The sequence below is a fragment of the Micromonospora sp. D75 genome (assembly GCF_018070405.1).
GTDB lineage: Bacteria > Actinomycetota > Actinomycetes > Mycobacteriales > Micromonosporaceae > Micromonospora > Micromonospora chalcea.
Genome location: NZ_JAGPXV010000085.1, coordinates 1 through 13,943 on the forward strand (window position 1 = coordinate 1; position 13,943 = coordinate 13,943).

The 13,943-nt window shown below is 72.5% G+C and carries 14 protein-coding genes and 1 tRNA gene; 10 read left to right on the forward strand and 5 right to left on the reverse strand.

Annotation, left to right across the window (positions count from 1 at the left end; all coding sequences use genetic code 11):
- Positions 1-751 precede the first annotated feature (751 nt).
- From KBX39_RS08055 to KBX39_RS08065, 3 genes are all read left to right on the forward strand, one after another.
- Entirely contained in the window at positions 752-1,447 is a 696-nt protein-coding gene (locus KBX39_RS08055) for a winged helix-turn-helix domain-containing protein (RefSeq protein ID WP_064447847.1), read from the forward strand.
- Between the two features lie 75 nt (positions 1,448-1,522).
- A tRNA-Arg gene (locus KBX39_RS08060) sits at positions 1,523-1,597 on the forward strand.
- A 159-nt stretch (positions 1,598-1,756) separates the two neighbouring features.
- Entirely contained in the window at positions 1,757-2,731 is a 975-nt protein-coding gene (locus tag KBX39_RS08065; protein ID WP_247659976.1) for a hypothetical protein, read from the forward strand.
- A 95-nt stretch (positions 2,732-2,826) separates the two neighbouring features.
- Here KBX39_RS08065 and ligD read toward each other — a convergent pair whose 3' ends face one another.
- Positions 2,827-3,786, reverse strand: coding sequence for a non-homologous end-joining DNA ligase (gene ligD / locus KBX39_RS08070; RefSeq protein WP_104114537.1), 960 nt, complete (start codon positions 3,784-3,786; stop codon positions 2,827-2,829).
- A 91-nt stretch (positions 3,787-3,877) separates the two neighbouring features.
- Between ligD and KBX39_RS08075 the strand changes: the two genes are divergently transcribed.
- The 3 genes from KBX39_RS08075 (at position 3,878) to KBX39_RS08085 (ending at position 7,126) form a co-directional block, all read left to right on the forward strand.
- Positions 3,878-4,279 carry a helix-turn-helix domain-containing protein gene (locus KBX39_RS08075; RefSeq protein ID WP_043328596.1) on the forward strand — a complete coding sequence of 134 codons (402 nt, stop codon included), beginning with the start codon at positions 3,878-3,880 and terminating at the stop codon, positions 4,277-4,279.
- Between the two features lie 92 nt (positions 4,280-4,371).
- Positions 4,372-4,917, forward strand: coding sequence for a TetR/AcrR family transcriptional regulator (locus tag KBX39_RS08080; protein WP_043328594.1), 546 nt, complete (start codon positions 4,372-4,374; stop codon positions 4,915-4,917).
- A gap of 28 nt (positions 4,918-4,945) precedes the next feature.
- Positions 4,946-7,126 (forward strand): MMPL family transporter, encoded by a 2,181-nt coding sequence (locus KBX39_RS08085; protein ID WP_069087382.1) that lies wholly within the window; start codon positions 4,946-4,948, stop codon positions 7,124-7,126.
- Between the two features lie 35 nt (positions 7,127-7,161).
- Here KBX39_RS08085 and KBX39_RS08090 read toward each other — a convergent pair whose 3' ends face one another.
- Positions 7,162-8,418, reverse strand: a complete 1,257-nt coding sequence (locus KBX39_RS08090) for an erythromycin esterase family protein (RefSeq protein ID WP_064447850.1) — start codon at positions 8,416-8,418, stop codon at positions 7,162-7,164.
- A gap of 160 nt (positions 8,419-8,578) precedes the next feature.
- Here KBX39_RS08090 and KBX39_RS08095 point away from each other — a divergent pair, with 160 nt between their 5' ends.
- Positions 8,579-8,776, forward strand: coding sequence for a DUF2795 domain-containing protein (locus tag KBX39_RS08095; RefSeq protein ID WP_043328589.1), 198 nt, complete (start codon positions 8,579-8,581; stop codon positions 8,774-8,776).
- A 59-nt stretch (positions 8,777-8,835) separates the two neighbouring features.
- Here the strand turns inward: KBX39_RS08095 and KBX39_RS08100 are convergent, their stop codons facing one another.
- Positions 8,836-9,732 (reverse strand): Gfo/Idh/MocA family protein, encoded by an 897-nt coding sequence (locus tag KBX39_RS08100; RefSeq protein ID WP_043328587.1) that lies wholly within the window; start codon positions 9,730-9,732, stop codon positions 8,836-8,838.
- Between the two features lie 125 nt (positions 9,733-9,857).
- Between KBX39_RS08100 and KBX39_RS08105 the strand changes: the two genes are divergently transcribed.
- Positions 9,858-10,277 carry a hypothetical protein gene (locus KBX39_RS08105; RefSeq protein WP_030503177.1) on the forward strand — a complete coding sequence of 140 codons (420 nt, stop codon included), beginning with the start codon at positions 9,858-9,860 and terminating at the stop codon, positions 10,275-10,277.
- Entirely contained in the window at positions 10,270-10,692 is a 423-nt protein-coding gene (locus tag KBX39_RS08110; RefSeq protein WP_043328585.1) for a hypothetical protein, read from the forward strand. The genes KBX39_RS08105 and KBX39_RS08110 overlap by 8 nt, the downstream gene beginning before the upstream one ends.
- 27 nt (positions 10,693-10,719) lie before the next feature.
- Here KBX39_RS08110 and fabG read toward each other — a convergent pair whose 3' ends face one another.
- Entirely contained in the window at positions 10,720-11,478 is a 759-nt protein-coding gene (gene fabG, locus KBX39_RS08115; RefSeq protein ID WP_043328584.1) for a 3-oxoacyl-ACP reductase FabG, read from the reverse strand.
- 60 nt (positions 11,479-11,538) lie between these two features.
- Complete coding sequence (locus KBX39_RS08120; RefSeq protein ID WP_043328583.1) at positions 11,539-13,191, reverse strand: alpha-amylase family protein; 1,653 nt, start codon at positions 13,189-13,191, stop codon at positions 11,539-11,541.
- 53 nt (positions 13,192-13,244) lie between these two features.
- On the opposite strand from KBX39_RS08120, the gene KBX39_RS08125 reads away from it, so the two are divergent.
- Complete coding sequence (locus KBX39_RS08125) at positions 13,245-13,835, forward strand: DUF1349 domain-containing protein (RefSeq protein WP_043328581.1); 591 nt, start codon at positions 13,245-13,247, stop codon at positions 13,833-13,835.
- The last annotated feature ends 108 nt before the right edge of the window (positions 13,836-13,943 follow it).

Below are 13,943 nucleotides of genomic sequence, written 5' to 3' on the forward strand. Positions count from 1 at the left end.
GTTACGGGAGGGCCGCAAGTGCAAGATCGCGGGAGGATGGGTGAGGACGGCCCGGGTCGGACCGACAGGGCATCCTCGCCCGCCCCTCGCGCGTCCGCGCTTCCGGTCTGGCTCTTGATCGACACCAGCTCGGGGAAGCGGCCACCTCCCCGCTCTTGATCCACTCCAGTTCGGGGAGGTGGCGTTATCCCCGCCCTTGATCGACACCAGTTCGGGGAGGTGGCGGGGTCAAGGTGGGTGGGATGCAACCACTTCGGCGAGGTGGAGTGGATCAGGAGCAGGGTGATGTGCTCGGGCAGGCTGGCCGGTCGAGGTAGGACGGGGTGGGACGGGGTGGCCGTGCCGAGGGTCGGCTGGTGGCCGAAGGCCGGCCCGACCGGGCACCCCGCCCGCCTCGCGTACCCGCGCTTCCGGTTCGGAGCTTGATCGACACCAGCTCGGGGAGGTGGCGTTATCCCCGCTCTTGATCGACACCAGTTCGGGGAGGTGGCGAGATCAGGGTGGGTGGGATGCAACCACTTCGGCGAGATGGAGTCGATTAAGGGTGGGCTCGTGACCCGGGGTGATGTGTTCGGGGCAGGCGGGCCGGTCGAGGTGGGACGGAGAGGCCACGTCGAAGGTTGGGGCCGGGGGCGAGATGTCCCGGTTTGGGGGTTTGTAACGGTTTGGGGTTAACGGGTCATTGTGGGGGTTGGAGAGTTTTCTACCCACATATCGTGACCAGTTGCGATTCGGGCTCGTTGCCCAAGACGTGGGGGTTGCACTCAGAGACGCAGGGCGGTCGGTGACCAGCTGGTGCCGACGCCACACCATCGGCGGTGACGGAGCGGTGGCAGCCGTCCGTCGCGGACTGCGGCAGGGCGAGCCGGGAACGCTCAGCCGCGAACAGGAACTCGAACTCATCGACGTGCTCCGGGGGGTCCACCCCGACGAGTTCGGCCTCGACGAGGAGCTCTGGACACGGCAGAGCCTGACCGCCCTCATCGAGCGCCGGTTCGGGCTGGCGATGGACGCCGGCACCGTCGGGGCGTACCTGCGGGCCTGGGGTCTGGGGCCGCGCGAGCCGCGCGAGCGGGCCTGCGGCCTGTGCGTCAGCGCGGTCGAGCGGTGGGTACGCAGCGAGTACCCGACGATCACGCGGGCGGCCCAGGAGCACGCCGCCGAGGTCTACTGGATCGGCCGGGTACGCCTGCGCGGCACCATGCCCGCCGCCGACGTGGTCTCGGCGGTCTCGTCGCGGGGACGGGTGCGGTTCATGGTCACCACGCCGTCGGTGGATCCTCCGCTGCCCCGGGACTTCGTGCTGCGGCTCAGCGGCGCCGAGGAGCGCACGGTGCACCTGATCGTGGACGGCTCGTGGCCGCGCAACGAATGGCCCCGTCGGCTGCCCCGGCGCGTCGTGCTGCATCCGCTGCCGAGCTGTGGTCGCGCCGTCGCCGCCGCCTGATCCGACGAAGATCGACTCGCGGGGTACCGATTCGGTGATCCGGGAGGGGGTTTGCTACTCTTCTCGGGTCGCTGAGCCCCCGTAGCTCAGGGGATAGAGCACCGCCCTCCGGAGGCGGGAGCGCAGGTTCGAATCCTGCCGGGGGCACCAGATCAGATCACCGCAAGGCCCTTGACCAGCCCGGTCAGGGGCCTTCGTCGTATCCGCGGCGTGCGCGGCAGTGTCCCCGAATTCGGGAATGTACAGGTCACGGGCTGGCTAACCTCGCGGTGAACGGGTCGAACCCCAGCACCTGCGAAGGTGAGCCAGTTGCCCGAGACTCCGTTGACCAACCGCCCCAAGATGCACACGGGCGTACCCTCCTCGCTGACCACCGCGCACCGATCGGTGATGCGCGCCGTCGCCTTCGCGGACGCCCCCTGCGGGCTGTGGTTCCTCGAAGCGGTGGCCGCGCACACCGGCACCACGTCGGACGAGCGGATCGACGCGACGGTGGAGGAGCTGATCGCGCGCGGGTTCCTCGTCGACACCGCCGCCGGGCTGCGGCTGTCTTCCATCGCGTTGCGCGACGACGTACTGCGGGACACCCCGCCCTCGGTGCGGCAGGCGCTGCGCGAGGCGGCGGCCGAGGTGCTCGCCGACGCCGGGCGCCCGGCCCAGGCGGCCCGGCAGCTGCTGCGGGTCCTGCCGGCGGTGAGCCGGTCCGCCTCGGCGCTGGCCGCGCGGCTGGCGGTCGACCCGGCGGTCGGTCCCAGCCTGGCCGCTGATCTGCTGCTGGCCGCCCCCACGCCCGGGGCGGCGGAGGCGCGCCTGGCCTGGCTGGTCGACGTCGCCGACAACCTCTACCTGGCGGGCCGGGTGGACGAGACGCTGCGGATGCTGCACCGGGAGGTCGCCGCCGACCGGTACGGGCCACGCCAGCGGGCGATGCTGCTCGGGCGGCTCGGCGCCTACTACGCGACCCAGCGTCCCTCGCTGTCCCTGACGTACCTCGGGCGGGCGCTGAACCAGGAGCTGGACGTCGCGGGGCGGAGCTGGACGCTCACCATGCTGGCGTCGCTGGCGGCCCGGTTCGGGCACCCCGACGCCGCCGAGCTAGTGGCGGCGGCCCAGCGGGCGCACGAGCGCAGCCCCTCCCCCGGCGGCGCCATCCGGCTGGCCCTGGCGAACGCGGCCCGCGCAACCGCCTGCGGCGACCTGCCCCGCGCCGCGCGGATCCTGCGGGAGGTGGACGCGGGCGAGCCCGCCGCCCGGCCACCGATACCCACCCGATCTGGACGATGATCGTCACCAGGGCCCTGGCCGTGGTGCTGATCGCGTTCACCTGGGGCAAGCACCCGCCGGCGGCGAGGACCGGGCGGCGCTGACGCGGACCGGGCTCACCCGGCCTCGCGGCGGGCCTTGGCGCGTCGCTTGCCCTCGTGCATCGCCTGCACCCGGGCCACCGGGATGGTCCGTCCCTGCTCGACCAGGTCCGCCGGCAGCCGCTGCGGCGCGGGCAGCGCCTCCGCCCAGGGATCCCGGTCGCCCAGCAGCGCGGGCACGGTCCGCACGGTGAAGTCGGCTGGGCTCGCGCTCTCCAGGTCGGTCCAGCCCACCGGGTACGACACGGGGGCGCCGGGCCGGATCCGGGGACTGTAGGCGGCCACCACAGTCGCCCCGTACGCCCGGGTGGAGTCGACGAAGACGCGGCCGCCGCGGTCGGCGACGATGAACGCGGTGGTCGCGGCCGCCGGGTCGAGCCGTTCGGTACGGACGGCGAGCGCCCGGGTCGCGGCGGCGGCCTCCTCCGCCGTGGTGGCCGGGTCGACCGGCACGATCACGTGCAGCCCTTTCGCGCCGCTCGTCTTCACCGCGCCGGCCAGCCCGGCGTCGGCGAGCGCCTGCCGGACCAGCAGCGCGACCCGCACGGCGGCCGGGAACGAGTCGCCCTCCGGCGGGTCGAGGTCGAGCACCAGGTGGGTCGGGTGCTCGGGCTGCGCGGCCCGGCCGAGCGTCGGGTGGTATTCGACGGCCCGCTGGTTGGCGAACCAGAGCAGCGTCCGCCGGTCGTCGCAGAGGGCGTACGAGATGCGCCGGCGCGACGCCTCGGCCCACACCTCGGTACGGCGCACCCAGTCGGGCGTGTACTTCGGCAGGTTCTTCTGCATGAACGGCTCCTGGCCGGGCCGCACCCGCAGCACCGACAGCGGCCGGTCCCGCAGTTCCGGCAGGATCCGGTCAGCCATCGCGTCGAGGTAGTCGACCAGGTCGCGTTTGGTCGCCCCGGCGCCGTCGAACAGCGGCTGGTCGAGGTTGGTCAGCGACACTCCGGCCCGGGTCTCGTCGGCGGCGCCCATCGGACCACCATCCCGGGCCGGGCCCGGCTCGGCAACCCCGACACGGTGCCCGGCGCGCGCCTCACCGGCCGGCACCTGCGACGATCGGGGCGTGGGCGAGGCAGAGGCGGACCGGTGCGGATCGGGCGCGGCGGAGCAGGCGAGCGCCTGCACCGTGCGGGAGGCGCTGGACCGGGTGGGCGGGAAGTGGGCCATCGGCATCCTGATCGCCGCCTCGGCCGGCCCGGTCCGCTTCACCGAGCTGGAGCGCCGGGTGGAGGGGATCAGCCGCCGGATGCTCACGCTGACGCTGCGCAACCTGGAGCGGGACGGGCTGCTGGACCGGCATGTCCACCCCTGCGTGCCGCCAAAGGTCGAGTACACGGCCACCCCGATGGCCCGCGAGCTGTACGACTCGCTGGTGGCGCTGACCAGCTGGGCCGAACGGCACCGCGAGGCGATCAGCGCGGCCCGGGCCGAGTACGACCGTAGGCACGGCCACCCACCGGCCTGAACAACTGAAATCGCCCTTATGTGGCGAACGCCACGCGCTCTATCTGACCGATCGGTCAGCACCTGACCGATCGGTCAGGCATGCTTGATGTCATGGCGCGCCCCACCCCGGCCACCCACGACGAGTTGCTCACCGCGGCGGCTCGGCGGTTCGCCGTCACCGGCTACAAGGGCACCTCACTCCAGGACATCGCCCGTGAGGTCGGCTGCTCCAAAGCCACAGTGCTCTACCACTTCGCCAGCAAGGACGCGCTGCTCGGCGAGCTGATGGCGCCGGCCATCGCGGTGCTGGAGGAACTCGACACCCGGATCGCCGAGCACACCGGCGCGGACGCACAGCGCGTCGCGGCGGAGGGCTTCGTCGACCTGGCGGTCCGCTTCCGCCGCGAGATCGCGCTGCTCCGCGGCGAGTTCTCCGACCTGCTCCAGCAGCCCACGTTCATGCACATCCAGCAGATCTCCGAACGGCTGGTCGCGGCGTTCGCCGGCTTCTCCGACCGGCCCGAGGCCCGGGTCGCGGCGCTCGTCGTACTCGCCGGCATCGCCGAGACCTGCGGCGAGTTCCTGGACATCCCCGACGAACAGCTGCGACCCGCGCTGCTCGCCGTGGCGTACCGCGCGCTCGAAGTCTCCATCTGATCCGAACCTGCGAGGACAAGGAAGGTCCATGGCGACCCTGCTGTACCGGCTCGGCCGGGCATCTCTGCGCCGACGGCGACTCGTCGCCGTCATCTGGCTCGTCGTACTCGTCGGCCTCGGCCTGGCCGCGGCCACGCTGCGGGGCCCGACGGCGAGCAACTTCACCATGCCCGGCACCGAGTCGCAGAAGGCGATCGACCTGCTCGCCGACCGCTTCCCGGCGGCCAGCGGCGCCACCGGCACGATCGCTATCAAGGCGCCACAGGACGGCGCGCTCACCACGCCCGCCGGCCAGGGGTTGGTCAAGCAGGTCACGCAGGAGGCGGCCACGCTGCCCGGCGTGGTCGGCGCGGTCGACCCGTACCAGGCGCAGGCGCTCACCCCGGACGGCCGCTACGCGCTGATCCAGGTGCAGTTCGCCGGCGGGGTCGACGAGATCACCGACGAGCAGCGCGACGCGTACGAGAAGGTCGGCGAGCAGGCCGAGGCGCAGGGCTGGCAGATCGCCCCCGGCGGCGAGGTGCTGAACGCCGAGCCGGAGGTCGGCTCGACCGAGGCCATCGGCGTGCTGGTCGCGGCGATCGTCCTGGTGATCACGTTCGGCTCGCTCGTGGCGGCCGGGATGACCATGCTGAACGCGCTGATCGGCGTCGGCGTCGGCATGGCCGGTCTGTTCGCGCTCAGCGGCGCGGTCGAGCTGACCAGCACCGCGCCGATCCTGGCGCTGATGCTCGGCCTCGCGGTCGGCATCGACTACTCGCTGTTCATCACCTCCCGGCACCGGCAGAACCTCCTCGACGGGCTCTCCCCGGAGGAGGCGGTCGGCCGCGCGGTCGGCACCGCCGGCTCGGCTGTGGTCTTCGCCGGCGCCACGGTGGTGGTGGCGCTCGCCGGCCTGGCCGTGGTGGGCATCCCGTTCCTCACCGTGATGGGCCTGGCCGCGGCCGGCACCGTCACGATCGCCGTGCTGGTGGCGATCACGCTGGCCCCGGCGCTGCTCGGCTTCGCCGGTTACAAGGTGCTGCCGCGCAAGCTGCGTGACCGCAAGGCGGTCGAGGACCCGGCCACCGGCTCGGAGGACCGTTCCGGCTTCGGCTTCCGCTGGGCGCGGTGGGTGACCAAGCTGCGCATCCCGGTGATCCTGGTCGGGCTGCTCGGCCTCGGCCTGCTCGCGATCCCGGCCCAGGACATGCGCCTGGCGCTGCCGGACGCCTCCGCCGCCGCCGAGGGCACCCCGGCCCGGGTCAGCAGCGACCTGATCCGGGAGGGCTTCGGCCCCGGCTTCACCGGCCGGCTCGCGGTCGTGGTGACCGCCGACTCGCCGCAGGCGACCCAGGCCGCCATCCCGCAGGTCACCGCGCTGATCCAGAAGACCGACGGGGTGCTCGCGGTGGCCCCGCCGCAGGTCGACCCGTCGGGGCGTACCGCGCTGCTCGGCGTGATCCCGGAGAGCGGGCCGACCGACGAGGCCACCGAGACGGTGGTGCAGGACATCCGCAAGCAGGTCGCCGGCATCCAGAACGCCGACGTGCTGCTCACCGGCGTCACCGCGGTCGGCATCGACGTGTCCGAGAAGCTCTCCGACGCGCTGCCGGTCTACCTGCTGCTGGTGGTGGGCCTGTCGATCCTGCTGCTGATGCTGGTGTTCCGGTCGATCCTGGTGCCGGTCAAGGCGGCGCTGGGCTTCCTGCTCACCGTGGCGGCCACGTTCGGCATCACCGTGGCGGTGTTCCAGCAGGGCCACCTGGCCGACCTGGTCGGCCTGGACACCCCGGCCCCGCTGGTCAGCTTCCTGCCCATCCTGCTCATCGGCATCCTGTTCGGCCTGGCCATGGACTACGAGGTCTTCCTGGTCTCCCGGATGCGCGAGGACTTCGTGCACGGCGACACCGCGCAGCAGGCCACCATCAACGGCATGGGGCACGGCGCCCGGGTGGTCACCGCCGCCGCGCTCATCATGATCTCGGTGTTCGGCGGCTTCGTCTTCCTGGAGGACCCGATCATCAAGTCGATGGGCTTCGCGCTCGCGATCGGCGTCGCCATCGACGCGTTCGTGGTCCGGATGACCATCGTGCCGGCGGTCATGTCGCTGCTGAACAACGCCGCCTGGTGGCTGCCGCGCTGGCTGAACAAGATCCTGCCCAACGTGGACGTCGAGGGTGAGGGCCTGCGCGCCCACCTCGCCGAGAAGCAGCACGCCCAGGTGTGAGCCGTACCGGGTGGGGTCCGACGGGCCCCACCCGGTCACACCCCCGCCGGGTACGTCTCCATCTCGCCGGGCGTGACGTGCGCCGGCAGCGGGTGCAGCGCCGTGGTCTCGTCGCACCAGATGAACGCGTCGTAGCGCTCGCCCAGCCGGGTCGGCACGTAGTTGCCCCAGGACTCGAAGCTCGGGTCGTACACCACCCCGATGGCCCGGTGGTCCGCCTCGCCGGTCACCCACTCCGGCTGGTCGTCGCCGCCGAAGACCAGCACCGCCCGGTCCGGCATCAGCTCGTGCAGCCGGTGCTCCACCGAGCCCTTCCGGGCCGGCGGCACCACCATCGCCTCGGCCGGGGAACCCCAGCGCGGAGCGGCTATCACGCTGCCGCGCCAGCTCCCGAAGCCGATCAGCGCCACCGTGTCCCGGCCGTGCCGTTCCCGGCCCAACTGCCCGATGTTGACCATCCCGTCCGCCGCCATGTCGGTGGCCCGGGCGTCGCCGACGTGCGTGTTGTGCGCCCACACGATTCCGCGCGAGCCCGGCCCGTACCGGTCGAGCAGCCGGTCGAGCGTGTCGGCCATGTGGATGTCGCGCACGTTCCACGACTCGGGGCCGCCGCCGACCATGGCCCGGTAGTACCGCTCCGCGCCGGCCACCACCTCCGCGTTCTGCCAGGCCGAGAAGCGGTCCGGGCCGTCCGCGGCGGCCTGTTCCCGGGTACGCGCCAGCAGCCGGACCACCTCCTCCTCGCACCGGGCGGAGACGAACCGGCTGGCCATCGCGTACTCCTCGGGCCGCTTGCCGTACGGCTCGAAGCAGCGGTACGCCTCCTGCGCCGCCTCCAGCGAGGCCGGGTCCTCCTCGCCCAGGTAGTCGAAGATGGCCTGCATCGACTCCCAGAGGGAATACACGTCCAGCCCGTGGAAGCCGGCCCGTTCCCCCTCCGGGCGTTCCAGGTTCCACGCCCGCAGCCAGCGGCAGAAGCGGGCCACCTCGGCGTTCGCCCACATCCAGGTGGGCCAGCGTTCGAACCGTTCCAGCGCGACCAGCGGATCGGCGAGCCCGTCCGGCGCGCCGACCACCGACCGGTGCACCCGGTCGCAGTCCGGCCAGTCCCCCTCCACCGCCACGAAGTCGAACCCCTGCTCGGCGATGAGCCGCCGGGTCAACTGCTCCCGCAGCCGGTAGTAGTCGTAGCTGCCGTGCGTCGCCTCGCCGATCATCACCACGCGGGCGTCCCGGACGCGCTCCAGCAGCGGGTCGAAGTCGCTCGGCGCGCCGAGCCGCTGAACCAGCATGTCCGCGGCTACCCGGGGCCCGCCGGGACAAACCGCCGCCGTCGAGTCGGGCGGCGGGCGTACGGCGGCGGCTGCGGCCCGGGTCCGGCGGGGCGGGCGTAGCGGCGGACGCGGGCCCGGCTGGGGGCATGGCGCCGGGCTCATTGGGTAGCCGGGCGGCATGACCGTCACCGGCGCGCAGTTGCAGGAGTTCCTGGCCGGGCTGGACTACCCGGTCTCCCGGGAGGACCTGGTCCGCTGGGGCCAGGAGAACGGTGCCAGCACCGAGGCGCTGCAGGCGCTGCGGTCCCTGCCGGCCGAGGAGTTCCAGTCCCCCACCGAACTGGGCGAGGCGATCGTCACGCTGGCCGGCGCCTGACCTGCGGGTGTTAAGAGGGGCCCCTTCCTCTACCGGAGGCGTTAATAAGGGGCCCTTCCTTACAGCTCGACGGTGCGGCCCTGCGACCTTGCGGTCTCGGCGGCGTCGAGCACGGCCACCACCTCGCGGCCGAACCGCACGTCGCAGCGGTGGTCGCGGGTGCCCGCGTCGACCTCTTCCAGCAGCTGGTCGAGCGCGGTGGAGAACGCCTGGAGCGCGCTGCCGTCGCCGGGCGGGACGGTCTCGGTGCCGTTCTCGCCGAAGAAGACGAAGTCCCGGGTGACCGCCTCGGACGGCGCGTCCAGGGTGAGCGAGAGCGAGCTGGTGGCGCCGCCGTCGTGGGTGAGCAGCAGGTGCACCAGACCGCTCGGGCCGTCCATCGCGGCGACCCGGGTGACCCGGCCGAGCACCGGCAGGATCAGCGACAGCGCGTGCGGGCCGATGTCCCAGAGCGCGCCGCGCTCCCGCCGCCAGGTCGAGTCGCCGTACGGGTTCCCCGGCTGGAAGATCGACGCGAACATGGTGGCCCGGGCGTGCTGCCAGCCGCCGGCCGCGGCGGTCGAGGCGAGGAACCCGGTGACGTTCGGGTGGAAGCGCTGGGTGAAGAAGACCACCGAGGCCACACCGGACGCCTGGGCCGCGTCGACCACCCGGTCGGCGCCGGCGAGGTCGAGCGCCAACGGCTTGTCCAGCAGCAGGTGCCGCCCGGCGGTGGCGGCGCGGACGGCGATGTCGGCCTGCACGTCCGGCGGGAGCGCCACGGCGATCGCGTCGCACGCGTCGATCAGCGCGTCGACGTCGGTGAAGGCCGGTACGCCGTGCCGGGTGGCCAGCTCCTCCGCCTTGGCGGGGTTGCGCCCCCACACGCCGGCGAGGCGTGCCCGCGGGTGCGCCTCGATGGCCGCGGCGTGCGTCTGCGCCGCCCAGTAACCCGTGCCGAACAACCCGAACCGCACCCGGACCCCCTGCCGTCGACGTCCGCCACCGGCGTACGCCGGGACCGTGATCCACGCTAGTCGTCCGGCCGGTCCGGCGCGCCTCGACCCGGCGGGCGGGCCGCTACTACACCGGTTAGTAGGCTGTGCCGGTGAACGACACTGTGTCGACGACCGTCGCGGCGGCCGCCGGATCGCCGGTGGACGGGCCGCTCGCCACGGTCGCGATCGTGATCTCGCTGGCGGTCGCGCTCTGGGCCCTGGTGGCGGCGGTACGCCACCGGCCGCCGGACCGGATCCAGTTCGTCGGCCTGGCCGTGCTGGAGGTGGCGCTGCTCGCGCTGACCGTGGTGGCGCTCGTCGCGCTCGGCGGCGGCGAGCGGCCGGGCGAGCCGGGCGCGTTCTTCGGCTACCTGGCGACGCTCGTCTGCCTGCCGCCGCTGGCCTGGGTGCTGGCGCGGATGGAGCCGACCCGGTGGGGCTCGGGCATCGTCTGCGCGATCTGCCTTGTCACGCCGGTCGTGGCGGTCCGGCTCCAGCAGACCTGGGAGGCGCTCGGTGGCTGACACCACGACCGCGCACGAGCATCGCGCCACCAACCGCGGCCCGGGCCGGCTGCTGATCGCCGTCTACATCGTCTTCGCCATCGCCGCGACCTCGCGGGCCGGCCTGCAGATCGCCACGAAGTTCGACGAGGCGCCGGTGGCGTATCTGCTGTCCGCGGTGGCGGCGCTGATCTACATCGTGGCGGCGGTCGGGCTGGCCCGGGCCGGGCACGCCGGCCGCCGGGTCGCGCTGGCCTGCTGCGCCGTCGAACTGGTCGGGGTGCTCGGCGTCGGTGTGCTGAGCATCGCCGACAAGGAGCTGTTCCCGGACGAGACGGTCTGGTCCGGCTTCGGCAGCGGCTACGGCTACGTGCCGCTGGTGCTGCCGGTGCTCGGTCTGTTCTGGCTCTGGCGCACCCGGCGCGACCCCGCCTGAGCGGGCCCGCGCCGGGTCGGGGGCCGGTCAGTCCTTCGGACCGCCGGCGACGTAGATGACCTGGCCGGAGACGAACGACGCGCCCTCGCTGGCGAGGAACGAGATGGTGTGCGCGACGTCCTCCGGGCGGCCGGGGCGGCGTACCGGGATCTCGGCGGCGGCGTGCTTCTGGAGCGCGTCGAAGTCGACCTTCATCCGGGCCGCGGTGGCGGCGGTCATGTCGGTGACGATGAAGCCCGGCGCGACCGCGTTGACAGTCACCCCGAACGGGCCCAGCTCGATCGCCAGCGTCTTGGTGAAGCCCTGGAGGCCGGCCTTCGCGGCCGAGTAGTTCGCCTGGCCCCGGTTGCCGAGCGCGGACGTGCTGGACAGGTTGACGATCCGGCCCCACTTCGCCTCGACCATGTGCTTCTGCGCGGCCTGGCTGAACAGGAACGCGCCGCGCAGGTGCACGCCCATGACCGTGTCCCAGTCGCCCTCGGTCATCTTGAACAGCAGGTTGTCGCGCAGCACACCCGCGTTGTTGACGAGCACTGTCGGTGCGCCCAGCTCGGCGGCGATCCGCTCCACGGCTGCCTCGACCTGGGCCCGGTCGGACACGTCGGCGCCGACGCCGAGCGCCCGGCCGCCGGCCGAGCCGATGGCGTCCACCGTCTCCTTGGTGGCGGACTCGTCGATGTCGACCACGGCGACGGCCATGCCGTCGGCCGCCAGCCGGCGGGCGGTCGCCGCCCCGATGCCGCGCGCGGCTCCGGTGACGACGGCGATGCGGGGCTCCTCCGACATGCTTACCTCCCGGTAACTTGTGGCTCGATCGAAGGAGCTTAACCCGCCGGTACGCCGCGCCTACCGCCCGTGGCCCCGGCAGAGCCGGATCCACCGGTAGCCGTACCCGCCGAGCTTGAGCCGGTCGAGCTTGCCCACGTCCTCGTAGTTGCGGTCGCTCAGCACGTCGATCGGCAGGTCCGCCTCCGGGGCCAGCGTGCTCAGGTCCACCTCGACGTCCTCGGTGCCGAGGTTGTGCAGGAAGACCATCGTCCCGGTACGCCCGTCGGCGCGGTGCGCGAGCACGCCCGGCGGCATCGGCACGTCGATGTGGGTGGTGCTGCCCGAGCCGGTCTCCGGCGCCTCCCGCAGCGTCCGGATCATCCGCTCGAACCAGCCGAGCAGCGAGCGCGGGTCCTTGCGCTGGGCGGTGACGTTGACGTTCTGGTAGCCGTACTCGCCCTTGTCGATCACCGGGCGGACCAGCTTCTCCGGCTCGGCGGTGGAGAAGCCGGCGTTGTCCGCGTAGGACCACTGCATCGGCGTGCGGATCGCGTCGCGCCCGTCCAGCGACAGGTCCTCCCCCATGCCGATCTCCTCGCCGTAGCGCAGCACCGGCGTGCCGCGCAGCGAGAACTGCAGCGAGTACGCCAGTTCCATGTGCCGGCGGTCGTTGCCGAGCATGGGCGCGAGACGACGGCGGATGCCCCGGCCGTAGAGCTGCATGTTCTCGTCCGGGCCGAACTTCGCCAGCACGTCGTTGCGCTGGTCGGCGGTGAGCCGGGACAGGTCGATCTCGTCGTGGTTGCGCAGGAACGTGGCCCACTGGCCGCCGGTGGGCAGCTTGGGGGTGTCCCGCAACGCCTCGATGATCACCTCCGGGTCCTCCCGGGCCAGGGCGAGCATCAGCCGGCCGTTGAGCATGAAGTCGAACAGCATGTGGATCCGGTTGCCCGAGCCGCTGCCGTCACCGAAGTAGACGGGCAGCTCGTCCGGCTCCACGTTCGCCTCGGCCAGCAGGACCGCGTCGCCACGTCGCCACTGCACGTGCTGGCGCAGGTCGGTGAGGAAGTCGAAGTCCTTCGGCGAGTTCGGGTTGCCCGGTTCGGTGCGCTCGATGATGAACGGCACGGCGTCCATCCGGAAGCCGGAGACGCCGAGCTGGAGCCAGAACGAGGTGATCTTCTTGATCTCCGCGCGGACCTTGGGGTTCTCGATGTTCAGGTCCGGCTGGAACTTGTAGAAGCGGTGGTAGTACCAGGCCTTGGCGGTCCGGTCGTAGGTCCAGGTCTCGTGCTGTTCGCCCGGGAAGACCATGCCCTGGTGGCGGTCGGCCGGCTCGTGGTCGGCCCAGACGTACCAGTCCCGGTACGGCGAGTCCGGCGAGGACCGGGCGGACTGGAACCACGGGTGCTGGTCCGAGGTGTGGTTGACCACCAGGTCGATGATCACCCGGATGCCCCTGTTGCTCGCCTGGTGCAGCAGTTCGGCGAAGTCGCCGAGCGTGCCCAGTCGCGGGTCGACGTTGTAGAAGTCGGTCGCGTCGTACCCGTCGTCCTCGTTGGGCGAGGGATGGATCGGGTTCAGCCACAGGCAGGTCACGCCGAGCCGGGCCAGGTAGTCTAGGCGGCCGATCAGCCCCTGGAAGTCACCCACTCCGTCGCCGTCGGAGTCCGCGTACGTGTCGACGTCGAGGCAGTAGACGACCGCCTCCTGATACCACCTGTCACCCATGCGAGGACTACTTCTCCGAACGTGCGCGCCGTCAAACCCGGTACGGTGCCGGGATGAACGAGGCGTACGACTGGTCCGCCGGCCACTGGCTGAACCCGCCCGAGCGGGCCGAGCCGGTCGACGGCGGCCTGCTCGTCGAGCCGCACGGCGGCAGCGACTTCTGGCGGCGCACCAGCTACGGCTTCGTGCACGACGACGGCTCGGCACTGCTCGCGCCGTTCGGCGCGGGCAGCGCCGTGGAGGTGTCTTTCCTCCTCGACTACTCGGAGCAGTTCGATCAGGCCGGTGTGCTGGTCCGGGTGGACGAGAGGCGGTGGACCAAGGCCGGGGTCGAGGTGAGCGACGGCGCGCCGCAGGTCGGCGCCGTGGTCACCGACGAGTTCTCGGACTGGTCGGTGGCGCCGGTGCCGCAGTGGTCGGGCCGGGAGGTGACGGTCCGGGTGAGCCGGGCCGGGGACGCGCTGACCGTCCGGGCCCGGTGCGACGACGAGCCGTGGCGGCTGGTCCGCGTCGCCCCGCTCGACCCGGCGGCGCAGGCGTCGGCCGGGCCGTACTGCTGCTCGCCCAGCCGGGGCGGGCTGCGGGTCCGCTTCACCGGCTGGCGACGGGGTCCGGCGGACGCCGCGCTGCACCCGGAGGGCTGAGTCACAGGTGTGACACCGGCCGGTCCGGGTAACACTTTCGGATCTCCGGCTCTCGCGTGGAAGGACCGACATGGCCCTGGCCCAGGACGTCGACCCGAACCAGTTCAC

Excerpts from the sequence above, each read along its gene's own strand:
- fabG (WP_043328584.1), bottom strand. The coding sequence starts at position 11,478 with ATGTCGGAGGAGCCCCGCATCGCCGTCGTCACCGGAGCCGCGCGCGGC.
- KBX39_RS08090 (WP_064447850.1), bottom strand. The coding sequence starts at position 8,418 with ATGCTGGTTCAGCGGCTCGGCGCGCCGAGCGACTTCGACCCGCTGCTG.
- KBX39_RS08120 (WP_043328583.1), bottom strand. The coding sequence starts at position 13,191 with ATGGGTGACAGGTGGTATCAGGAGGCGGTCGTCTACTGCCTCGACGTC.
- KBX39_RS08095 (WP_043328589.1), top strand. The coding sequence starts at position 8,579 with ATGACCGTCACCGGCGCGCAGTTGCAGGAGTTCCTGGCCGGGCTGGAC.
- KBX39_RS08125 (WP_043328581.1), top strand. The coding sequence starts at position 13,245 with ATGAACGAGGCGTACGACTGGTCCGCCGGCCACTGGCTGAACCCGCCC.
- KBX39_RS08085 (WP_069087382.1), top strand. The coding sequence starts at position 4,946 with ATGGCGACCCTGCTGTACCGGCTCGGCCGGGCATCTCTGCGCCGACGG.
- ligD (WP_104114537.1), bottom strand. The coding sequence starts at position 3,786 with ATGGGCGCCGCCGACGAGACCCGGGCCGGAGTGTCGCTGACCAACCTC.
- KBX39_RS08080 (WP_043328594.1), top strand. The coding sequence starts at position 4,372 with ATGGCGCGCCCCACCCCGGCCACCCACGACGAGTTGCTCACCGCGGCG.